This window comes from Variovorax sp. V213 (assembly GCF_041154455.1).
Taxonomy (GTDB): Bacteria; Pseudomonadota; Gammaproteobacteria; order Burkholderiales; family Burkholderiaceae_C; genus Variovorax.
This window is the reverse complement of the sequence record NZ_AP028665.1, coordinates 38,641-58,800: the sequence shown is the minus strand read 5'-3', so window position 1 is coordinate 58,800 and position 20,160 is coordinate 38,641. Positions and strand designations below refer to the sequence as shown.

Here is a 20,160-nt window from a genome sequence, read left to right as displayed (position 1 = left end):
GGGCAACCAATGACGATTAAGAAATCGGGGAAACTGGACAGCGTCTTGTACGACATCCGCGGTCCGATCATGGATCGAGCCATGGCCATGGAGGCAGCAGGGCTCCAGATCACGAAGCTGAACATTGGCAATCTGGCCTTGTTCGGTTTCGAGGCCCCTGAGGAAATCCAGCAGGCGATGATTCGAAACCTGGCTGATTCGGCTGGGTACTCCGACAGCCGTGGGATCGTTGCCGCTCGGCAGGCGGTCCTGGATTACCGAGTCAGCCAAGGCGTGACCGGCTTGTCGTTGAACGACATCTGGCTTGGCAATGGCGCGTCCGAACTCATCACGACCGCGGTCAACGCACTGTTGGACACCGGGGATGAACTGCTTGTCCCAATGCCGGATTTTCCGCTGTGGACCGCTTGCGCGAGCCTGGCCGGAGGGAGGGCGGTGCACTACGTTTGCGACGAGTCCAACGGCTGGATACCCGATCTGGAGGACATCCGCTCCAAGATCAACGCGAGAACCAAGGGCATCGTGGTGATCAACCCAAACAATCCTACTGGCGTGCTCTACCCCACACCGGTGCTGGAAGGCATCGTGAAGATCGCGCGCGAGTTTGGGTTGCTGATCCTGTGCGACGAGGTCTACGACATGATGCTGTACGACGAGCTTCGTCACACCGCCATGGCATCTCTGAGCGGTGACGTCCCGACGCTCACCTTCAATTCGCTGTCGAAGAACCACAGGGCATGTGGTTATCGCGCCGGCTGGATGTCGTTCTCAGGTGACAAGAAACTGGCCAAGGACTATCTGGAGGGATTGGACCTATTGGCCAACATGCGCATGTGCCCGAACGTTCCTGGGCAGTGGGCAATTCAGGCGGCGCTGACGTCGCCGCCGAGCATCGACGAGATGGTGAGTCCGGGTGGCCGGCTTCGCAGGCAGAGGGATCTTGCTTACGAACTCGTGACCGCGATACCGGGCGTCACATGCGTCAAGCCTCAGGCGGCTCTGTACATGTTTCCTCGCCTGGACCCTGCGGTCTATCCCATCCATGACGACCGGCAGTTCTTCCTCGAGATGCTCAACGAGACTCGAGTGATGCTTGTGCAAGGCACGGGATTCAACGTGCCTGATCCTCATCACTTCAGGCTCGTCTTTCTGCAGCATGAAGATGCGTTGAGGGATTCGTTGGCTCGCGTCGCGAAGTTCCTGGATGGTTACCGCCGACGGGATCACAAACCACTGTCTGCGGCGCGACCTGGCGTCGAGAAGACAACGACCGAGTCCGCGGACTGGACCATTTTGCAAACATGAAGTACGCTGAGCTAGTTGGAAAATCTGCGGTGGAACTGCGCCGGTTGATCGGATCGCGCCACCTGTCGCCTGTGGAGTTGCTGCAGGCCTGCATCGAGCGCATCGAAGCAACCAATCCATTCATCAACGCGATCACGGCAACCTGTTTTGAACGCGCCCAGGCTGAGGCGAAGGAAGCGGAGAACGCCGTGATGCAAGGCAAGCCGCTCGGACTCCTGCACGGCCTCCCCTTCGCCGTGAAAGACTTGGAGAGCACGGCCGGTCTTCTCACGACCATGGGAACACCAAGCCTGAAGGACAACGTTCCTGGTTCCGATTCGGAGATTGTCAGGCGCCTTCGGGCGCAGGGTGGCGTGCTCCTGGGAAAGACGAACGTTCCTGAAATGGGTGCTGGGGCGAACACGCGAAACCCTGTTTGGGGCGCGACTGGCAACCCGTTCAATCCCAACTTGAATGCCGGTGGGTCGTCTGGGGGATCCGCAGCGGCACTTGCGTTGGACATGGCGCCAGTTTGCACAGGCTCCGACACGGGCGGGTCGCTACGCATCCCCGCCGCGAAGTGCGGCGTGGTGGGATTTCGGCCTTCGCCGGGCGTCGTGCCGAGCGCGCGTAAGGTCCTTGGATGGTCGCCCATTTCCGTGGTCGGTCCGATGGGACGTGACGTGTCGGATGCGTGCCTTCAATTGGCAGCGAGCGCAGGACCCTTTGCGGGGGACCCGCTGAGCTACCCTCTCGATCCCTTCGAGTTCTTGCGCCTCTCGCGTGTTGACCTGTCGCGGTTGAGGGTGGGTTGGACGGAGGACTTCGGCATCTGCGACGTGGATCCGTCTATCCGGCGAGTCATGCGCGACCGCATTGCGCGCATGAGCCCGATGTTTGCATCCTGTGAGCAGTTTTCGGTCGACCTGGGAGACGTCCACCGCTGCTTCGACGTGCTGAGGGCTGAGGCTTTCGTGGCAGGCATGCGCGCCACCTACGAGCGCAACCCCGACAGCTTCGGGCCCAACCCACGAGCGAACTACGAGATGGGGGCGAAGATGAGCCTGCTGGACGCCGCTTGGGCGCAGACCGAGCAGACGCAGATCGTCAGGAAGTTTCAAGCCCTTTTCGACCGATTCGACATCGTACTGTCGCCAACCACCCCGGTCTCCCCCTTCGCTTGGATCGAGCCTTATGCGAGTGAGATCGATGGAAAGGCGCAGCCCACGTACTATCGTTGGCTGGCTCTGACCTACCTTGTAACCTTGACCACGCACCCGGCGATCAGCATCCCGTGCGGCGTGGACGAGTCCGGAATGCCTTTCGGTCTTCAAGCCGTGGGCCGCTTCCGGGGCGATGCGGACTTGTTGTCCATCTCGCTGTCGCTGGAAGACGCCTTCCATCAGGATCCCGTGCTTCGACGCCCGAGACCGGATGTAAGCGCTTTGCGTCCTGCAGTTCCGAGCTTGAGGTCGATCGTGGAGGCCCCGCCTGCGGATGCCTTTCGACATGAGCCCAACGCTCTCGCTAGCGGATCGGTGGTCTGAGGCGCATGTGCGGCTTCCCGTGTGATCAGCAGGCCGTCTCTCCGGTCGTGCGTACAGCGACCGGCGGGGCGTCGGGAAACACATCTTGGCGACGCACCCTGGTCGCAAGAGGATGTCTAGCGTGGGTGGTGCTGGGCCAAGGTCGGGCTCCACCAGCTGCCGCCCGATCTTCGTCGTGTCGCTGAGGCGTGGCACCGCTGTCTGGCGGCGTACGGGCCTTTAGATGCGCCTTGCTGGTGCGGCTGATGCCGCAACACGCGTCCCCGTCTGGGCGCCTTCTTCCTAGTACCTAGTACGGGTCGGCGCTAGGGCGCTTGCTGCCGAGTGGCAGCACATACACATTGCCTTCGATTTCGCACTCCCCGGTGCGGCTGATACCGCACTCGCCTTAGGTGGCAACTTACCGACTCACGTCAGGAATCCCATCATGTACACGGGCGTCGCCCTTTCCGTCACCGCAACCAGCCTCTTCGCTGGGCTGTACTACTACGCGACTCTATTACAGCCGCTCAGCGGCGAAGAAATTTTCGGCCTGAGAATACTGATGACGTTGCCCATCGTGACGCTTTTCATGGCGCTGACCAAGGAGTGGCCTCGCGTGGTCGAGATCGTGCAGCGTATCCGTGCCAGGCCCGCACTCGTTATTCCGCTTGCGTGCAGCAGCGCGTTACTTGGGGTCCAGCAGTGGCTTTTCATGTGGGCTCCCCTGAACGGCAGCGCGCCCCAGGTCTCATTGGGGTACTTCTTGCTTCCGTTGTCGATGCTAACGGTCGGCCGGCTGTTGTACCGAGAGAAGCTCTCGATGCTTAAGACTGCAGAAGTCGTCACCGCAGCAGTTGGCGTCGCGCACGCGGTCATTCAAGCGGGAGGCTTCTCATGGGAAGCGATCACCGTGTGTTTTGGCTTTCCGGCGTACTTTGTGTTGCGCAAGGCGCTCTCCACGGACCATCTGGGCGGGCTGTGGTTCGACATGCTCCTTACCTTGCCCGTGGCTGCCTGGTTCATATTGCGCGAGCCCGCGACGGTGAACAGCTTCAGCGGCCGGACGGCGTTGTATCCGCTGGTCATCCTGCTCGGTGTGATCAGCGCAGTGGCCTACATGTGCTACATCGCTGCAAGCAGTCAGCTTTCCTTGAGTTCGTTCGGACTGCTTGGGTATGTGGAGCCGGTGCTCATGGTGGCGGTTGCCCTGCTCATAGGCGAGCACATCGACGCGGACGAATGGTGGACCTACCTCCTCATTTGGTGCGCGGTGTTGCTGCTTGTCGCAGACGGCATTCAGCATCTTCGCGCAGCGAACCGGTCACTCCCGATTCGCCATGGCGCGCAGTAGGGCAGGGGCTTCTTTGGGGCACCCGCCTTCTCAACCCCTCCTGGACCTTCACGATAGTCCGCATGCATTGCCCCAACAGTGCCCAGCCTGCGTCAGGCAAAGCGCGGTGTAAGCACATGAACGTCCTCCGCGCCCCTAGCCTAACACTACGGCAAATATCAGTTTCTTCACGCTTTTTTCCTAAAAAGTGTTCACGGTTACTTCAAGCTTTGCATTCACATTCGGGTGAACTATTGCGTGGGGATGTTGGCGGCTTTGACGATGCCTTGATAGCGCGCGATATCCGACGCGTAGAACTTCTCTAGTTCCTGGACCGACATCTGCTTGCCCGCCATGCTGCCCGTCGCCTCAAAAGCTCGGCGCACTTCCACATTGGACGTGCTCGCACTGATGGCCTCGTTCAGCTTCTGTACCGCAGAGTCGGGCGTCTTTTTTGGCACGAGTACGCCTGCCCAGACGTCAAACACAAAACCGTCGAATGGCTTCATCGCCGCCAAAGCCGGTGCGTCGGGAAACATAGGATGCTGCGCAACAGCGGCAACACCCAGCATGAGAACCTTCTTGCTTTTGATCAACTCTGGGATGTTTCCTGCGAGAGGAAGGAACGTCATGTCAATCTGTCCCCCCATCAGATCGGCGATGAGGGGGGCGCCGCCTTTGTAGGGAACATGAAGCATCTTGATGCCGGCCTTCTTGGCGAACACCTCGCCTGCCAGGTGGTACAGCGAACCCACGCCGGAGCTACCGAAGCTGAGCTCCTTCGCTCCGGGTTGCCTGGCCTTCGCCAGCAACTCGTCGAGGTTTTTCGCGTCGATGGTGGGCCGCACCAACAAAGCGAGGGAGGAGTTCATCACCAAGCCGGCGAGGCGAAGGTCTTCGGGCTTGTATTTGATGGCCGAGACGAAAAGCGGCGCAAGAATCAGATCGCTCGGCGAGGCCAGAACGAATGCACTTCCGTCCGTCCGTGTTTGCAGAACCTTCTGTATACCGATCGCACCGCCTGCCCCGCCCACGTTGTCGATGACCACCTGCTGGCCAAGGTGTTTAGTCAAATCCGTTTGAATGGTTCTGGCGACGAAGTCGGACGGTCCACCTGCCGGATAAGGCACGACAAATGTGGAAGTGCGTCCATTAATGCCTTGAGACATCGCAGTGAAGGTCACTATTGTCAAGGCAACTGTAGCAATAATAGAACGGAAGAACTTGATCATGAAATATCTCTCAGTGAGTGCGGTGCCGAAGCAAACGAAGGGTGCTTCGGCACGAAATTGTTTTGACCGATGCCGGTTGCGGGCGCTTCATCCGACGCCCTATTCACCTAGCCTAGATCAGACTGCGACGGGCTCCTGATGTGACTCCGAAAAGCCAGCGCCTTCTTCCTCCCAAGAGATCGCAGCGTTATCCCAGCGGCAAATTTTCCAATTGCGGACCTTGAGAATCTCCAACGCACGGGTATGCTGCATCCGCGCATGGTCTGGTGTTTTCCACTTCAAACGTGCATCCACGATGATCTGGTCGCCGTCGATCGCGCGAAGGGTCTTGGTCAACTCGTAATGCGTGTACCGAGCGTAGACAGGGCGCATGTACGCTTCAACCTGGGGTCGTCCTACGAGAACGGCGAAGCCCCGATCTGCAACGACGTCTTCGGTGAAAAGGTCCATGATCCTTTCCATGCTGAGGCTATTACATGCCGCTGTCACTTCAGCAACCCATGCGGTGGCATTGGGCACATTGACCACCGACACGTCATTGATTTCCAGATGTTGAGTCATTTTGTTTCCTTGCAGGCTGAAAGATTGATCCGTCCAATGGATTTCCTTGGGAAAGCAGGTGCCGGTGGCACCTCACCGGGAACAGCATTTAGCGCGCCCGATCCACCGTTGAGCAGAGCCACATAGCGCGCGCGTCGCTGGGCCACTTTGGCTAAATGGGAACACACGCGCCGATTGCGCCCTCATATCGATTTCCGGTGCGTTTGCAAGAGAAGCTGCATACGGGCGCGTGGCGAAACTGTCGTCTGTCTCAAACGAGATGCCGCCAAGTGTTTTCACAGCGACACCGGAAGGACGCGAGTTGGCGGCACCAGGCCGCCATGCCGGCTATTGACGCCAAGCCACGGCAGTTCCATTCGAAAAGACCGGCTCTCCGCTCAGGCGCGCCAAGTCCTTCGGGCAGAGGCTCAGCACTTGAACAGCGTGGTCGGCCGCTTCGAGAGTTGGAGCACGGACAAGGAGACAAGGAGATCAACTTTCGGAAGTTGACTGCTCATAGTTAAGGCGAGTGACGGCCTGCCAGCCTAGGCAGCCAGCGATCTGTGTGTATGCGCCGTAGGCGTCGATCTGGTCCTCGAGTTCCGACCACGCACCTTGGACGCCAGCCGGCAAAAGTCGCGTGACCTGGGCTCGCTGACAGTGAAGCGTCGCTGCAGATGATTGGGGGCGACCACGGCAGGTTTGCCACCGCGACTCCCAGGCCGTCGGCGGTAGCCCGTCCGGGAGCGCAGCCCCTCGAGCTTGAGCAGACGAGCCACGCGATGCTTGCCGCATGTCTCGCCCAGATCGCGCATGTCCATGGTCAGCTTGCGGTAGCCATAGACGCCGCCACTCTCCAGCCAGGCGTGCTTGAGAAGGCCCAGCAGACGTTGATCGTCCTTGCCACGAAAACTCATCGGCTCGACCTTCCAGGCGTAGTAGCCGCTGGGGTGAACAGCCATGACCTTGCACAGCCTGCGAACGCTGTGCTCGCCTTCATGGCGCTCGATGAATGCGTACTTCACCCGGACTGCTTGGCAAAGTACGCTGCGGTGCGTTCAACCGGTCAGCCGCCGCAGTTCGTCTGTCTGCGACACCTGCGCCTGCCGATCACCGGCCGGCATGCGCTGGGCCTTGATCCATTGATAAAGACTGTGTTGACTCACGCCCAGCCGGGCCGACACATCGGCCACCTTGTGGCCGCGCTCGGTGATCTGCTTGACTGCTTCGGCCTTGAATTCTTCGGGATATCTCTGCTTACTCATGGCACCTCCTATTGGGCCTCAGGTTTGAGGCTCAGTGGTGTCTAGAAAACTGGGGCGATTCAAACAGCACGTGCGATCAGAAGCGCTTCCACCGGGAGTTCTTGGGTATGGCCCGAGAATCGTCTCAAGCAAACGATGGGGTCCTCGCGATGCGCCAGAAGCTGCAATACCGTGCGCAGCTCGTCGGGGCCGCCATCGAACAACGCCGCGTCGAATTTAACGCCACGCGCCTGCCATTCGCTTGCAAGCGCGATGTGGTCTTGCACCGCTTTTGGAACCCAGTGTTGCGACGACCGGTTGAATCCGCCTTGCGATCCCCTGTCCGTGTGAAAGATGCAGCCAGCCGGAGGCTGTCGGTCCTGCACTGCAGATCGCAACGCGGCCAGGGCCAGCGTTGTGTCGATGTTGCGCGAGATCGCGTAGCCCACCACCTTGCGGCTACGAGCATCCAGAATCGCCGCCAGATAGCAAAACCCCGATGCGATGCGGATGTAGGTGAAGTCGGCGACCCAGACCACGTTCGGCCGCGTCGGGATGACGTTGCGATAAAGGTTCGGGAAGATCGGCGAGTCGTGCCTGCTGTTCCACCTGCTGTTCAAGCTGTACGAGCACACCAGCGTGGTGATCACGACCAACCTGGACTTCGCCGAACGGTCGACGGTGTTCGGCGACGCGAAGATGACGACCGCCTTGCTCGACCGCCTCACGCACCACTGTCACATCGTGGAGACGGGCAACGAGAGCCATCGACTCCTGCACAGCAGCGCTACGGCGAAGAAGCGCAGACGATGCGGCCTGCGAGGGCTTCTTCGGTCGATTGAAGACCGAATGGTTCTATCCTGGCACCTGGCAGTCAACGACCGTTGAGCAGTTCACCCAGGCCTTGGACTCTTACATCCGCTGGTACAACGAGAAGCGGGCCAAGATGTCCTTGGGCGCGCGCAGCCCTCTTGACTACCGACGAAGCTTGGGGCTCATGGCATAAACAGTCCAAGTTATTAGCCGCATCCCCACTGGCTCAGTTTCCGGTCGGCGCCAACACGGCTCGATCACGGTGCAAAGCTGTGCCCATGGAACGATCTGCTCCATCGTCGCCAGGAACGTGTCACGCTTTGTCGGCCTGCGGTACTTCTCGTACTGAACGTTCTCATCGACGGCCATAGCAAGGGTCTGTTGCTTCATGCAAAAGCAGATGCAGCTCGCATGCCAGCAGGGGACTTGATCAGCGTAGCCCTAAACTGCCAGTATATGAAAGATCATGGTGCCACTAAAAAATCTGCATGAAGTCCCTTGAAACTCCGCAAACGCTGCGTTTACTGGAAGCGCCCCTGGATAGGAGCCCAGGTGCCGAGCTGCTTCAGCGCCAATTGCATCGTCGGCTGAAGGAAGCGATCCTCAGGCATGCTATTGGCGCGGGGACCAAGCTGCCGAGCTCGCGAGAATTGGCGACCGAGTTGGCCGTCTCGCGCAACACCGTCTCATTGGTGTACGAGCACTTGGCGGCCGAGGGCTACATTGCGTGCGACCGTCGCGGCACGCGCGTGAGCACGTTGACACCGCTGCCTCCGCGCCACGCACTTCGTGAGAAGCGTCATCCAGTCACCGCGAGACGTCTTTCCGAGATTCAGCTAGTCCGGCCTGCCACGCCCGATGCCGTCTGGCTTCGCCCGGGGGTTCCCTCCCTCGCGGACTTTCCTCTGGCAGCTTGGCGGCGCAGCCTGGAGCGGGCGCTGCAGCATGGCGGTGCTGCCTTGCTCAATTATGGTGACCCGATGGGGCAGATGGAGTTGCGCGTGGCCATCTGTCGGCACTTAGCTCTCACTCGCGGAGTGGGCTGCGAACCTGAGCAAATCGTCATTACGGAGGGAGCCATAGAGGGACTGAATCTCTGCGTGCGTCTGCTAACGGACCCTGGTGACATCGGATGGCTGGAAAATCCGTGTTACCGGGGTGCCAGGACGGCGATGCAGTCAGGCGACCTCAGGATCGTACCGTGCCGGGTGGACGAAGAAGGGCTGGTGTGGAACGCACGAGATCGGGCGACGGCACCGCCGAGACTCATCTACACGACGCCATCGCATCAGTTCCCTCGCGGGATCGTTATGAGCGTGGCAAGGAGACTAGAGCTCATTGCCAATGCCGGGAAATGTGGCGCCTGGATTATCGAGGACGACTACGACGGCGAGTTCCGTTATACCGGCGAGCCGATTGCCGCCATGGTCGGGCTCGTGCCGCTGGCGCCGGTCATCTATGTTGGAAGCTTCTCCAAAACCATGTTTCCGTCGCTCCGCCTTGGCTTCATCGTTCTGCCCCGAAACCTCCTCGCTGCGACCGCAGGCACTTTGCGCGAAATGCTAAGGGGAGGAAATCGCCATGTGCAGTTGGCCATGGCCGACTTCATGGAAAGCGGGCAGTTTGCGCGTCATCTCGGGCGCATGCGGCGACTCTACCGGGCGCGGCAGCGCGAGTTGCGTGCGGCGTTGACACAGCATCTGCGCGTGCCGAACTCGGTCGAGGGCGGCGATTGCGGATTGCATCTGACGGTGCGCTTTGACGCTCGCCATCCAGATCGGAAGATTGCTGCGCTTGCCGCCGAGCATCAATTGGCGCCGATGCCGCTCTCTGCGCTGACATTGGCGCCTGGCGCGCAAGACAACGGCCTCGTTCTTGGCTACGGCAACACTTCTGCCGAGCTGTTCGATCCGCTGGTAAAGACTCTCGCAACGCTCGTGGCTCAGGCTCGGTAGCTCTGTTGATCAAGGCGCCGCGGCACAAGGCTGCGCTTGCGGTGAGTACATGGCTCATGTCAGCTACGGCGCAGTCCAGACCGACGAGGTCGATGAGCCGAAGGCGCTCTCTTTGCAGATATCAATTCTTCTTGATGCTGATGATCTTGGGCTGCGTGACGAACTTGAGTCCGTCAATACCGAACTCGACACCCCAGCTTGACCCTCTGATGCCTCCGAACGGCTCCGCACCGAAGAACGCGATGAGCCAGGCCCACGGCGTGCGGTTGATGGTGGAGAAGAAAACCCACCCGCCCGGCTTGGCCATCCGTGCGCAGGCTTCGATCACGGCGTCCGGGGAGGGCACGTGGCCAACACGCTGACCGGGTTCGTGCAGGCGATCTGCCCGGTGTCCAAGGCGCTGAAGAGGGAAAGCCGGGCGCTGGCCAGCCAGCGGTCATCGGGCTCGAAGGCCTGAGCGATCCGGCTGTCCTGCGCTTGCGCCTGTGGTCCCCGCCGGTCTCAGCGGCCGCAGGCGGCTGATTTCTAATCAAAAAATGTCAAGACAGACGCTGGATAACGATTTTTTCGCGCTGGTAATTGTTTCCATAGACTCGTGGCGCTCCAGTGCGGTGTGCATGGGCCAATCACTTTGGCGCCGATGGGCTCCTGAGCCTTGCGCGCATTGGCCGTGCCCGCTGTGGACGCATGGGTCGACGGACTGCGTATGAAGAGTGACAGCGGCCGGCATCGAGGCGGTTCTTCTGAGCGGTTTTTTTTCTCCCTGGCCTCTACCAGCGCCGAACCACTGTCGAGAGGCAGTGTGCGCGGCCCGGGTGAAGCCGCAGTGAAGTCCGTGCAGGAGTTCCGTGAAGCGATACCCGCAGTCCGGTGTCGTGCGACTCTCGCCCAACTGGACCTGGAAGGGCAACGGATCGGCATGTCGGCGCAAGGGGGCGTCCAGCCGCATTCGCAGCGCTGATGCAGCGCTCGATCGCCTCATGCAGCGCGAAATTCGAACTGCTGTCGACCCTGATTTCGAACAGTGGGCTCGACAGCCGAATCGCTGCAGTCTTCGTCGTAATCGCGCGTTGTGCCGCTTGAGGCGTCTTGCGCCTGCGTGACCCGCGCTGATGCGCGCATCCCGATGCGGTCGATGGTCGGCGAGTGGCGTTGACCGCGGAAACGGGCGACGGTGCGCCAGGCAGCCGTGCATGCACGGCAGTCACCGGCCAGGCCGCCCACCTCGGCGTTCGGCGGTTCCTGACGTCCGGTTAGAGGCCCCGCTTCGCAGGGCCTCGATGGCGTGCCGCCTTTGGCGGTGCGGCGCTGGTCGCCTGCAGGGCTTCACGGCCTGTCCGTCCGCGTCACCTCTGCGTTCGAAGCCGCCTCTTGGCCGACGCATAGCGCGCTCGGGCCGCTGTCCAGGGCTCGGGTTTCGCCACCGTCCTCACCCGGTCCTCGCTGCGCTCGGCTGCGGCTTGCGGGCGGTCCCTGGACATCGGCCCTTTCCGCGCGCTCTTCATGCGTCGAGGCGGCTCCGAAAGCAGATGTTCAACCACCGCGGCACATGCCGCAGAAAGGCCAGGCCATGCACGCGAATTCAACTTCCAGCGCCACCCCGCGCGATGCGGGCAGCCCGCATCGTCCGGGCCATCCGGCAGCCACGGGCGTTCCCCCCGTACCCCCCGAGGACTCACCCAAAGCAGGTGGGGGTGTCGTCGAATCCTCTGGCGCTGCTGCGCGGGACCGCATGGACGTGCGGCAGGCCGTGACGGACCGGATCGTCGCGATGCTGGAGCAGGGCGGCCATGTGTTCCGCGAACGCTGGACGCGGGCGGCGGCGCGCGGGATGCCCCGCAACGGCAAGACGGGAGCACCGTACCGCGGTGCAAATGTGCTGCTGCTCTGGGACGCGGCGATCGAAGGGGGCTATGCGTCCAACGTGTGGCTGACCTACCGGCAGGCGCGAAGCGTGGGCGCCCAGGTGCGCAAGGGCGAGCGTGGCGTGCTGTGCGCACACTTCGAGCGCAGGGCGCATGAGTGCCGTGACGATGCCGACGAGGTCCTCTCGGAAGGCGGGATGGACGAGGGGGCCGTGACCGCGGAGGCCGGTGCCCGCGCCGGCGTGCTGCTGTGCCGGCCGTTCTGGCTGTTCAACGTGGCGCAGATCGACGGGTTGCCGCTTGAGGTGGTGGACCTGGGGGCCGCTTCTCCAGCGGGTTCGCAGGGTCCGGTGGAGCGGGCGATGCGGTTGCTCGGGGGCTGCAATGCGACGATCCGGCATGGCTTCGACCAGGCGGCGTACCTGCCCGCGCTCGACGAGATCCGGCTGCCCTGGCCGCGGCAGTTCACGAGTCCCGAGGCGCTGTGCGCGACGGCGCTGCACGAGCTGGTGCACTGGACCGGCCATCCCGATCGGCTGAACCGCAGCTTCGGGCGGCGTTTCGGCGATGCGGCCTATGCGTTCGAGGAACTGGTGGCCGAACTGGGCAGTGCGTTCGTCATGGGGCACTGCGGCCTGGTGGATGCCACGGTCGAGGGGCATGCGGCCTATATCGAGGCCTGGCTGCAGGTGCTGCGCGGCGACCGCACGGCGATCTTCACGGCGGCGCGTCTTGCGGAGGAGGCCTTCGCGTTCATCGTGGCGCGGGAGATGCCTGCGCTTGCCGGGTCCGGGTCGATCGCGTAGCGGCGTGGGGCGATGGGCGCGCGCCAGCCTCGCAGCCAGGCCGGGCCCCGCCGGGAAACTGTGCCAGCGCGAATTCCGCGTGGCCCGAATCCGACCTTCAGCGGGTCGAACAAGGCGCGGTCCCTTCGGCACGGGCCCCAATACGGGCCTGCTGTGGACGAAGAGGATCGACATGGCGGGCCCGCGCGCTTGCGTGGCGCACGCCGATCTCGAACGGTCATGCGGCAGACAGATCGACAAAGGCATGAGGGCTGACGGAGCACCAAGGTCGGGGGGGGAAACTGCTGGGCGTGTTGACCGCGCGCCGTATCGATCAGTCTTGATTCAACTCCTGCATCGATGCCGGAATGTCGGGCCGGCCGTGCAACACGCGCCACACATCGATGTGATCGCTGCACTCAACATAGAACACCATGAGCGGATAACTCGCCAGAGGCCAGAGCCGCAGCCCCGGAAGATTCAGCTCGCGGGCAGCTCGTGGCGAGCCGGTGGACGGATGGCGACCAATATACGCATAAGCCGCTTCCAAGGTTTCGATGAAGCCGAGGGCGGCATGCTCAGAAGCCTCGTCCAAATACTAGGCGATGGCGGCATCGACGTCCGCGTTGGCCCGGCGCCAGGGAACGACGGGCCTGAGGATCACTTGCGCGCGCTTGGCTTGCCCGCCTTGCGCACGCGGTCGCGCAGCCCCTGGAAATACGACGCGTCAGCCGGCGCCGCCGGTTTCGACCTGGCACCGTCGATCAGCAGGTCGCGAAGCTGCGCTCGATCCTGATCCCTGCGGATCAGCCCGCGCACCTATTCGCTGCTGGTGTCGAATGCGCGCTTCTCGACCTGCTCATCCACAAAGGCCTTGAGCGTGTCCGGCAAGGAAATATTCATCATGCTCATGGCACGAATGGTAGAACTTTGGCACGCTCCGGTGAAGGAATCCGTGCTGCTGAACTCACGCGCTCTCGCGCGGCGCTGGCCCAACGCGCCGGTGCCAAGCGACGACAGATCGGCGCCTGTTGGAAGAAGCGTTGGCTCGGCGTCGATGCCAGACGGGTCCGGTGCCTGCGCGATGATTCGCGATCTCGCTTTGTCCATGCGCGAGGCCGAGGCATCGCTTGCAGGATGACGAGCCGCGCCGGCTGGCAGGCAGTCGACGAGGCCCGGCCACATCGGGCGGACGGCACGGCGCACGGTGCTCGTGCCCCATACCAAGACCCCAGCGCAGCGAGAAGCGCCTGCAGGCAACGCGGTTCGAATAGGCCGGCGGGACGCGTGTGCGCCTGGCCGTGGTGCCCAGCAAAAAGCCAAGATAGCAGGCAGGTTGCCGGTGACTCTGGCGCATGCCACTCAAGGGCGTACAGGGTCGTCTGAGCGGCGGCACCGTTGCGCGCGACTGGCGGCTTGCGCGCAACTGTGCATGTTGACAGGCGACGCGCGATCGTCCCCGCACTAGGCTTTGCCTCGGGTCGATCCGCTGGCGAGCAGCCCGGATCGCGTCGTTCGACTTCCGGAGGCTCCCGATGCACATGCGCGTTCTGATCCATAGTCTTCGAACGGCGGGCGCGATGGCCGTCACGCTGGCTACACTCGCCGGTGCTTCGGATGCCACCGGGCCCGATCGGTCCGAGGGCTTCTCGACCCTCGTGGCGCTGAGCGCGGCGCGGCTCGATCTGTCCCGGCAGGTGGCGCTGACCAAATGGGACAGCCGCCAGCCGGTCGCGGATCCGCCGGGCGATCCGCGCGAGCAGGAAGTCATTGCGGCGGCTTCGCAAGAGGCGGGCGCGCGCGGTTTGCCAGGGGAACTGGCGACTGCGTTCTTCACCGACCAGATCGAAGCGAGCAAGCTCGTTCAATTCGCGCTCATGGCTCGCTGGCGGCGGGAGGGAGGGGCACCGGACGAACCTCGTGCCGACCTGAGGAATGAGCTCCGTCCGGCGCTCGATCGGCTCCGCCCCCGGTTCATCGACGAACTCGTCGCGACCCGGTCGCTGCGCGAGCGGCCGGATTGTCGCCAGCGGCTGACGCATGCGACCGCGCGGTACGTCGACGCGCATGGGCTGTCGCCGCTGTTCGCGATCGGGCTGGACCGCGGCCTGGCACGCGTGTGCGCCGAGTGAACGCACGAACTTCGAGCAAGGACTTCGGGTCAGAAGACCTTGCTGAGGAATCGCTGGATCCGCGGGTCCGCGCAGTTGCCGAAGAACTCGCCGGGCGGCGCGGCCTGCACGATGCGCCCGCCGTCCATGAACGCGACCTTGTCGGCGACCGCCCGCGCGAAGCCCATTTCGTGGGTGATGCAGATCATCGTCATGCCGTCCCGCGCCAGAAGGATCATGGTTTCGAGCACTTCCTTGACCATCTCCGGATCGAGTGCGGACGTGGCCTCATCGAACAGCATGACAGAAGGATTCAGGCAGAGTGCCCGCGCGATGGCGACGCGCTGCTGCTGTCCGCCTGAGAGCTGAGCCGGATAGGCTGACGCCTTCTCGGCGAGCCGGACCTTGTCGAGGTACGCGAGTGCGGTTTGTCGCGCCTCCTGCCGGGAGCGGTGCCGGACCCATCGCTGTGCCAAGGTGCAGTTCTCAAGCACAGTGAGGTGCGGAAACAGGTTGAACTGCTGGAACACCATGCCGATGTTGGCTCGTACCAGATCGGCATGGCGCATGCGTGGGGAGACCACGACACCGTTGACGGTCACGGTGCCGCTTGCGTAGCTCTCGAGTCCGCTGATGCACCGCGCGAGCGTCGATTTTCCCGAACCCGACGGGCCGCACACGACCACGCGCTCACCGGCTGCGACGCTCAGATGGACGTCGCTGAGCACCTCGTGTGCGTGGAAATGCTTGGACAGCCCGGCGACCGAGACCATCGGGTCGAGAGAGGAGATGGCCGTGCCCATGCTCAGGCTCCCCGCCGATAGAGAAGGGCGGCGGGGCTGTCGCGCCAGGCGCTCAGTTCCCCGGTGCTCACGCGGGTGCGCCCATAGACCATCCAGGCATCGTCGACCGTGCCGATGAACTGCCTCACATAGAGGAGTTCGGGGTGTTTTTCCGCGGCAGAGACATAGCCGAGGCCGACCGCATACTTCCCGTCGCTCACGCCCTGGGTGACCTCGGCGACGGTCTCCACGAATTCGATCTGCGGCCACTGGCGCCGGTCGATGTACGGCAGGGTCGGGCGCATGACCGCGAGGGACGTGGGTTGCGCGGCGTCGTGGCGCTGGAGGATCGCCAGATCCTGGCTCGGCGAGATGAAGGTGTCGATCAGGTGGAGGCCGACGAAGCACTTCGCGACCGTCGACACAGCGGCGGGATGCACCGCGCACTGGATCATGAAATCGGCCTCGCCCCGAAGCACGGCATCGGCGCCGCGCTCGAAATCGGAGACCAGGTCCAGGATCGCGGTGTCGCGAAGGCCGTGAAAGTCGAGATAGCGGCGGGTCACGAATTCGTGGTTGCTGCCTGCCGGGCCCAGGGTGAGGAATCTCATGCGGTTGCTTGGTTCAGTGTGGACGATTCAACGAGACCTCGAGCGCGCGGACGCCGCGCAGCAGGACGTAGTTGATGGCGAGATAGACGAGGCCCGCGCCGAGAAAGATCTCGTAAGGCGCGTAGGTCTCGGCGGTGAGCAGGCGGGCGCTGCCCGTGAGCTCGAGCAGGGTGACGGTGCTGGCGAGCGAGGTCGCCTTGCAGGTCAGGATGATCTCGTTGCCGAAGGCCGGCAGCGCCGTGCGCACCGCGAGCGGCAGGTCGATCAGGCCAAAGGCCTGGACGCGGCCGAGCCCGAGGACGCGGGCGGCCTCGCGCGTCCCCCGCGGGATCGCGGCCAGTGCGGCGCCCAGTGTCTTGCCGGTGTAGGCGGCCGAGTTCAGTCCCAGGGCGATCACCACGCACCAGTAGGGATCGCGCAGCACGGGCCACAGCACGGAATGCCGGATCACGTCGAACTGGCCCGCCCCGTAGTAGAGCAGGAACAGCTGGACCAGCGCCGGGGTTCCGCGAAAGAAGAGCACGTAGGCATGGGCCGCCGCGCGCAGTCCGGCGGCCCGCGCGTTCCTGCCGAGGGCGACGGGGATCGACAAGGTCGTGCCCAGGAGGATGACCCAGGCGGTGAGTTCGAGCGTGAGCCAGGCGCCCTCGACCAGCGCGGGCAGCACGGACCACAGAAGGGTGATGTCGAACATGGGGTCAGGTCGCCAGCGGGCGCGCGGCGCGGCGCTCCGCCCACTCGAGGCACAGCGTGGCGAAGCCGGTCAGCGCAAGATAGATGCAGGCGGCGGCAAGGTACATCGTGAACGGCTCGCGCGTCGCGCCGGAGGCCTCTGCGGCCTTGCGCATGAGTTCGTCGCATCCGACGATGGAGACGATCGATGTCTGCTTGAGCAGAACGATCGACTGGTTGCCGAACGGAGCGAGCGCGAAGCGGGCCGCCTGCGGCAGCACGACGGTCCACAGCGCCTGGGCGCGCGACAGTCCGAGCGTCCTCGCGGCCTCCCGCTGGGTTGTCGGGACCGACAGCAGTGCGCCCCGCGCGATCTCGGCAGCATAGGCGCCGAACGAGAGCGCCAGCGCGGCCACACCGGCGAGAAAGGTGTCGATCTCGACATAGCGGCCGGTGAGCGCGGCAAGCGTGAGCGAGCCACCAAAGAAGACGGCGAAGACGATCAGCAGGTCGGGAATGCCCCGGACCACCGCGGCATAGCCGTCACCGGCGGTCCGCAGAACGCGGTGGCCCGAGAGCTGCAGGCCGCAGACGGCTGCGCCGAACAGCGTGCCAAGCACCAGCGCGGCGGCCGCGAGCTGCAGCGTCGCGAGCGCGCCCAGGAGCAACTGCCCGCCAAAACCATGGAGGATGTTCATCGGGGTCGCGGCGCCTACATCAGCTTGAACGGGAAGTACTTTGCCGTGATGCGGTCGTAGGTGCCGTCAGCCCGGATCGCTTCAAGCGCGGCGTTGATCTTCGCCAGGGTCTGCCCATCGTCCTTGCGCACGGCGATGCCGTTGCCTTCGCCGAGGATGCCGCCCTTGAGCTCCGGGCCGACGAACGCGAACTCCTTGGCCTCGGGCGTTTTCAGGAAGCCGACGTGGTAGGTGACCATGTTGCCGAGGATGTACTCGACGCGGCCGGCGACGAGATCGAGTTCGGCGGCCTGCGGCGTGTCGTAGAACTTGAGGTTCGCGGCCTGGTAGTTCTGCGCGAGGTAGGCCGCCTGGACCGAGCCGCGCTGCACCCCGATGGTCTTGCCTTTCAGCGCCGCGGGGTTGACGTCCGGCGGCGTTCCCTTGCGCGCCACGAAGCGCGAGATAGTGTCCTTGTACTTGGCCGAGAAGGCCACGCGCTCGCGGCGCTGCGGCGTGATCGCCATGCTCGCCACGATCATGTCGTACTTGCGGGCGACGAGGCCCGGAATGATGCCATCCCAGTCCTGCGCGACGATCTCGCACTTGGCCTTCATCTTCTCGCACAGGGCACGCGCGATGTCGACATCCCAGCCCTGGAGCATTCCCTGCGAGTCCTTGAAGCTCCAGGGCGGGTACGAGCCTTCGGTCGCGATGCGGTAGCTGCCCTCGGCGTGGGCCGCGGCCATGCAGAGGCATGACGAGAGCGCCAGGCAGAGAGGCCGGCGAAGCAAGCCGGGAAGCGAAGCGTGGAAGCGCATGGACATTGTCTCCGAGACGAATCGTTGTGATGCGCGAATCGTCGAGGAGCTTCGGAGTGTGCGCAATGCTTGCATCGGATGCAATTGCCCATTCGAAGGACCGCCCTTCGGGCGCAGAGGGGCCAGCGCGCCGGGGGACACGCATATTGCATCGCGGGCAATTCGAGTCGACGTCTGCGAACGTGCCTGGCGGCGGGTCGGAGGTACGGAGGCCGCGTCGCGGTGAGCGCATCGATCTGTGCCTCGCCACCGCACCGCCGTCGGCGATCTCGTTGCACTCGCCGATTCACGCCATGAGGCGACCTACAGCCAAGCCTTGACCATGGGTGCGCAAGTTCGCAGGGGAAAGCGGGGGACGCTCTGTGCGTACTTCGACCAAATCGCGCGCGATGCCCGTGGAGGAACGCTGGTCGATGGCGGCGTGGCACTTTCCGACGACGGAGCGAAGGACAGAGCCTTGCGGAGGACGGACCTCGGCGATTTTCTGGCAGCCAGGCCGTTCCGGGTCTTTGATGTCGCGCAGATCGATGGCCTCCCGTCCGAACTCGTGGAGCGCTGCACGGATGCGATGTCACCATCGCCTCATGGCCCCATCGAGCGGGCCCTGCGCCTGGTCGGCGGGTGCGGCGCGTCCGTCCGCTTTGGCTATGAACAGGCGATGTCTCTCCCGGAATCCGACGAGATTCGGCTGCCATGGCCTGCGCGCTTCACCAGTGCGGAAGCCCTTTGCGTTACGGTGCTGCACGAGCTGGTCCACTGGACCGGCCATGCGAGCCGCCTCGGCCGCGCCTTCGGCCGCCGCTTTGGCGGTGCGGCCTAGGCATTCAAGTAACTGGTGGCCGAGCTTGGCTGCGCCTTTGTCGTGGGCCATTGCGGTTTGATCGATGCCACCGTCGCAGGTCATGAGGCCGATCTCGACGCCTGGCTGCAGGTGCTGCGCAATGACCGTACCGTCATCTTCACTGCGGCCCGCCATGCGGGGTGCGGTATTCGAGTTCATCGTGGCGAGGGAGATGCCGCGGCTCGATCCACCTGGCGAGGACTGAGAGAGCACCGGGGTATTGGATTGCGCGCTCTCTGACCCTAGATTGGAGTAACGGGATGGACACCCCCTCGTACAAAAAGGGGGTGTCCATCCCATTACACACGCTGGAATCTATCTGATCTGACGATGCTTCTCATCGAAATTTAGAGGCTATTCTGATAGATCTTGCGCAGCTATTCTTTGGGCACTGCAACTCGCCGAGTTGCCAAAACCCCAAAGGAGCTTCATCAAATGGCCAAGGTTCTCGTTCTCTATTACTCGTCCTACGGACACGTCGAAACCCTGGCGCAAGCCATTGCCGAAGGTGCCCTCAGCACCGGCGCACAAGTCGATGTCAAGCGAGTTCCGGAAACCGTGCCGGAAGCCATCGCGCGCAGCGCTCATTTCAAGCTGGACCAGGCCGCGCCCGTGGCAACAGTTGCCGAGCTCGAGATTTACGACGCCATCGTGGTCGGCACGGGTACCCGGTTCGGGCGGATGTCCTCGCAGATGGCGGCATTCCTGGACCAGGCGGGCGGCCTCTGGGCCCGCGGCGCGATGAACGGAAAGGTGGGCGCGGCATTCACGTCGAGCGCCACGCAGCATGGCGGCCAGGAGACAACGCTGTTCTCGATCATCACCAACCTGCTGCACTTCGGCATGACCATCGTCGGGCTGCCATACAGCCATGCGGGCCAGATGAGCGTCGACGAGATCGTTGGCGGCGCGCCTTATGGGGCTACCACCGTCGCGGGTGGCGACGGTTCGCGGCAGCCTACGGCCATCGATCTGGCCGGCGCCCGGCACCAGGGCGAGCTGGTGGCCCGCACGGCAGCCAAGCTGCACGGCTGACGCCGGAGAAGGCGCGTCGCTGGCCGCGAGGGA

At 63.4% G+C, this 20,160-nt stretch carries 16 protein-coding genes and 6 pseudogenes; 10 read left to right on the top strand and 12 right to left on the bottom strand.

The genetic code is table 11. From position 1 onward, the window contains the following. Positions 1-9: 9 nt before the first annotated feature. The 3 genes from ACAM55_RS25325 to rarD all read left to right on the top strand — a co-directional run bounded on the left by ACAM55_RS25325 (position 10) and on the right by rarD (position 4,164). Positions 10-1,305, top strand: a complete 1,296-nt coding sequence (locus ACAM55_RS25325; RefSeq protein ID WP_369657029.1) for a pyridoxal phosphate-dependent aminotransferase — start codon at positions 10-12, stop codon at positions 1,303-1,305. Further along, positions 1,302-2,831: an amidase gene (locus ACAM55_RS25320; protein ID WP_369657028.1), complete on the top strand. Its 1,530-nt coding sequence runs from the start codon at positions 1,302-1,304 to the stop codon at positions 2,829-2,831. Before ACAM55_RS25325 ends, ACAM55_RS25320 begins: the two co-directional genes overlap by 4 nt. Before the next feature lie 427 nt (positions 2,832-3,258). Continuing rightward, entirely contained in the window at positions 3,259-4,164 is a 906-nt protein-coding gene (gene rarD, locus ACAM55_RS25315) for an EamA family transporter RarD (protein WP_369657027.1), read from the top strand. 230 nt (positions 4,165-4,394) lie between these two features. Here rarD and ACAM55_RS25310 read toward each other — a convergent pair whose 3' ends face one another. The 4 genes and pseudogenes from ACAM55_RS25310 to ACAM55_RS25295 all read right to left on the bottom strand — a co-directional run bounded on the left by ACAM55_RS25310 (position 4,395) and on the right by ACAM55_RS25295 (position 7,698). Continuing rightward, positions 4,395-5,375, bottom strand: a complete 981-nt coding sequence (locus ACAM55_RS25310) for a Bug family tripartite tricarboxylate transporter substrate binding protein (protein ID WP_369657026.1) — start codon at positions 5,373-5,375, stop codon at positions 4,395-4,397. Positions 5,376-5,492: 117 nt separating this feature from the next. Beyond that, positions 5,493-5,936 carry a nuclear transport factor 2 family protein gene (locus ACAM55_RS25305; protein WP_369657025.1) on the bottom strand — a complete coding sequence of 148 codons (444 nt, stop codon included), beginning with the start codon at positions 5,934-5,936 and terminating at the stop codon, positions 5,493-5,495. A gap of 626 nt (positions 5,937-6,562) precedes the next feature. Continuing rightward, a pseudogene (locus ACAM55_RS25300) lies at positions 6,563-7,180 on the bottom strand (transposase); the annotation flags it as partial. A gap of 59 nt (positions 7,181-7,239) precedes the next feature. Next, positions 7,240-7,698 (bottom strand): DDE-type integrase/transposase/recombinase, encoded by a 459-nt coding sequence (locus ACAM55_RS25295; RefSeq protein WP_369657468.1) that lies wholly within the window; start codon positions 7,696-7,698, stop codon positions 7,240-7,242. A gap of 58 nt (positions 7,699-7,756) precedes the next feature. Here ACAM55_RS25295 and ACAM55_RS25290 point away from each other — a divergent pair. The 3 genes and pseudogenes from ACAM55_RS25290 to ACAM55_RS25280 all read left to right on the top strand — a co-directional run. After that, positions 7,757-8,047, top strand: a pseudogene (locus tag ACAM55_RS25290) (ATP-binding protein); the annotation flags it as partial. Then, positions 7,959-8,165 (top strand): annotated as a pseudogene (locus ACAM55_RS25285) (IS3 family transposase); the annotation flags it as partial. The pseudogenes ACAM55_RS25290 and ACAM55_RS25285, both read left to right, overlap by 89 nt. A 295-nt stretch (positions 8,166-8,460) precedes the next feature. After that, complete coding sequence (locus ACAM55_RS25280; protein ID WP_369657024.1) at positions 8,461-9,927, top strand: PLP-dependent aminotransferase family protein; 1,467 nt, start codon at positions 8,461-8,463, stop codon at positions 9,925-9,927. 223 nt (positions 9,928-10,150) lie between these two features. On the opposite strand, the pseudogene ACAM55_RS25275 reads toward ACAM55_RS25280, so the two are convergent. Next, positions 10,151-10,288: pseudogene (locus ACAM55_RS25275) on the bottom strand (bifunctional 3-demethylubiquinol 3-O-methyltransferase/2-polyprenyl-6-hydroxyphenol methylase); the annotation flags it as partial. A gap of 1,371 nt (positions 10,289-11,659) precedes the next feature. On the opposite strand from ACAM55_RS25275, the gene ACAM55_RS25270 reads away from it, so the two are divergent. Beyond that, positions 11,660-12,598 carry an ArdC family protein gene (locus ACAM55_RS25270; RefSeq protein WP_369657023.1) on the top strand — a complete coding sequence of 313 codons (939 nt, stop codon included), beginning with the start codon at positions 11,660-11,662 and terminating at the stop codon, positions 12,596-12,598. A gap of 313 nt (positions 12,599-12,911) precedes the next feature. Here ACAM55_RS25270 and ACAM55_RS25265 read toward each other — a convergent pair whose 3' ends face one another. Both ACAM55_RS25265 and ACAM55_RS25260 read right to left on the bottom strand, forming a co-directional pair. Continuing rightward, complete coding sequence (locus ACAM55_RS25265) at positions 12,912-13,172, bottom strand: type II toxin-antitoxin system RelE/ParE family toxin (RefSeq protein WP_369657022.1); 261 nt, start codon at positions 13,170-13,172, stop codon at positions 12,912-12,914. A 65-nt stretch (positions 13,173-13,237) separates the two neighbouring features. Continuing rightward, positions 13,238-13,489, bottom strand: a pseudogene (locus ACAM55_RS25260) (type II toxin-antitoxin system ParD family antitoxin). Positions 13,490-14,112: 623 nt separating this feature from the next. Here ACAM55_RS25260 and ACAM55_RS25255 point away from each other — a divergent pair. Continuing rightward, a complete protein-coding gene (locus ACAM55_RS25255; protein ID WP_369657021.1) occupies positions 14,113-14,709 on the top strand; it encodes a chorismate mutase in 597 nt (198 codons plus the stop codon). 29 nt (positions 14,710-14,738) lie between these two features. Here ACAM55_RS25255 and ACAM55_RS25250 read toward each other — a convergent pair whose 3' ends face one another. From ACAM55_RS25250 to ACAM55_RS25230, 5 genes are read right to left on the bottom strand one after another with little or no spacing between them, the layout of a single operon-like run. Beyond that, a complete protein-coding gene (locus ACAM55_RS25250; RefSeq protein ID WP_369657020.1) occupies positions 14,739-15,491 on the bottom strand; it encodes an amino acid ABC transporter ATP-binding protein in 753 nt (250 codons plus the stop codon). Between the two features lie 2 nt (positions 15,492-15,493). Further along, positions 15,494-16,081 carry a hypothetical protein gene (locus ACAM55_RS25245; RefSeq protein ID WP_369657019.1) on the bottom strand — a complete coding sequence of 196 codons (588 nt, stop codon included), beginning with the start codon at positions 16,079-16,081 and terminating at the stop codon, positions 15,494-15,496. 13 nt (positions 16,082-16,094) lie between these two features. Further along, entirely contained in the window at positions 16,095-16,775 is a 681-nt protein-coding gene (locus tag ACAM55_RS25240) for an ABC transporter permease (RefSeq protein ID WP_369657018.1), read from the bottom strand. A gap of 4 nt (positions 16,776-16,779) precedes the next feature. Continuing rightward, positions 16,780-17,451, bottom strand: coding sequence for an ABC transporter permease subunit (locus ACAM55_RS25235; protein WP_369657017.1), 672 nt, complete (start codon positions 17,449-17,451; stop codon positions 16,780-16,782). 14 nt (positions 17,452-17,465) lie between these two features. Beyond that, on the bottom strand, positions 17,466-18,251 hold the full coding sequence (locus ACAM55_RS25230) for an ABC transporter substrate-binding protein (RefSeq protein WP_369657016.1): 786 nt from the start codon (positions 18,249-18,251) through the stop codon (positions 17,466-17,468). Positions 18,252-18,573: 322 nt separating this feature from the next. On the opposite strand from ACAM55_RS25230, the pseudogene ACAM55_RS25225 reads away from it, so the two are divergent. Together ACAM55_RS25225 and wrbA are read left to right on the top strand one after the other, a co-directional pair. Next, a pseudogene (locus ACAM55_RS25225) lies at positions 18,574-19,332 on the top strand (zincin-like metallopeptidase domain-containing protein). Positions 19,333-19,527: 195 nt separating this feature from the next. Next, positions 19,528-20,127 carry an NAD(P)H:quinone oxidoreductase gene (gene wrbA, locus ACAM55_RS25220; protein WP_369657015.1) on the top strand — a complete coding sequence of 200 codons (600 nt, stop codon included), beginning with the start codon at positions 19,528-19,530 and terminating at the stop codon, positions 20,125-20,127. Positions 20,128-20,160: the final 33 nt, after the last annotated feature.

What these genes read in the sequence shown, in the direction of transcription:
- ACAM55_RS25325 (WP_369657029.1), top strand. Translation starts at nt 10, where the DNA reads ATGACGATTAAGAAATCGGGGAAACTGGACAGCGTCTTGTACGACATC.
- ACAM55_RS25320 (WP_369657028.1), top strand. Translation starts at nt 1,302, where the DNA reads ATGAAGTACGCTGAGCTAGTTGGAAAATCTGCGGTGGAACTGCGCCGG.
- rarD (WP_369657027.1), top strand. Translation starts at nt 3,259, where the DNA reads ATGTACACGGGCGTCGCCCTTTCCGTCACCGCAACCAGCCTCTTCGCT.
- ACAM55_RS25310 (WP_369657026.1), bottom strand. Translation starts at nt 5,375, where the DNA reads ATGATCAAGTTCTTCCGTTCTATTATTGCTACAGTTGCCTTGACAATA.
- ACAM55_RS25305 (WP_369657025.1), bottom strand. Translation starts at nt 5,936, where the DNA reads ATGACTCAACATCTGGAAATCAATGACGTGTCGGTGGTCAATGTGCCC.
- ACAM55_RS25280 (WP_369657024.1), top strand. Translation starts at nt 8,461, where the DNA reads ATGAAGTCCCTTGAAACTCCGCAAACGCTGCGTTTACTGGAAGCGCCC.
- ACAM55_RS25270 (WP_369657023.1), top strand. Translation starts at nt 11,660, where the DNA reads ATGGACGTGCGGCAGGCCGTGACGGACCGGATCGTCGCGATGCTGGAG.
- ACAM55_RS25255 (WP_369657021.1), top strand. Translation starts at nt 14,113, where the DNA reads ATGCACATGCGCGTTCTGATCCATAGTCTTCGAACGGCGGGCGCGATG.
- ACAM55_RS25250 (WP_369657020.1), bottom strand. Translation starts at nt 15,491, where the DNA reads ATGGGCACGGCCATCTCCTCTCTCGACCCGATGGTCTCGGTCGCCGGG.
- ACAM55_RS25245 (WP_369657019.1), bottom strand. Translation starts at nt 16,081, where the DNA reads ATGAGATTCCTCACCCTGGGCCCGGCAGGCAGCAACCACGAATTCGTG.
- ACAM55_RS25240 (WP_369657018.1), bottom strand. Translation starts at nt 16,775, where the DNA reads ATGTTCGACATCACCCTTCTGTGGTCCGTGCTGCCCGCGCTGGTCGAG.
- ACAM55_RS25235 (WP_369657017.1), bottom strand. Translation starts at nt 17,451, where the DNA reads ATGAACATCCTCCATGGTTTTGGCGGGCAGTTGCTCCTGGGCGCGCTC.
- ACAM55_RS25230 (WP_369657016.1), bottom strand. Translation starts at nt 18,251, where the DNA reads ATGCGCTTCCACGCTTCGCTTCCCGGCTTGCTTCGCCGGCCTCTCTGC.
- wrbA (WP_369657015.1), top strand. Translation starts at nt 19,528, where the DNA reads ATGGCCAAGGTTCTCGTTCTCTATTACTCGTCCTACGGACACGTCGAA.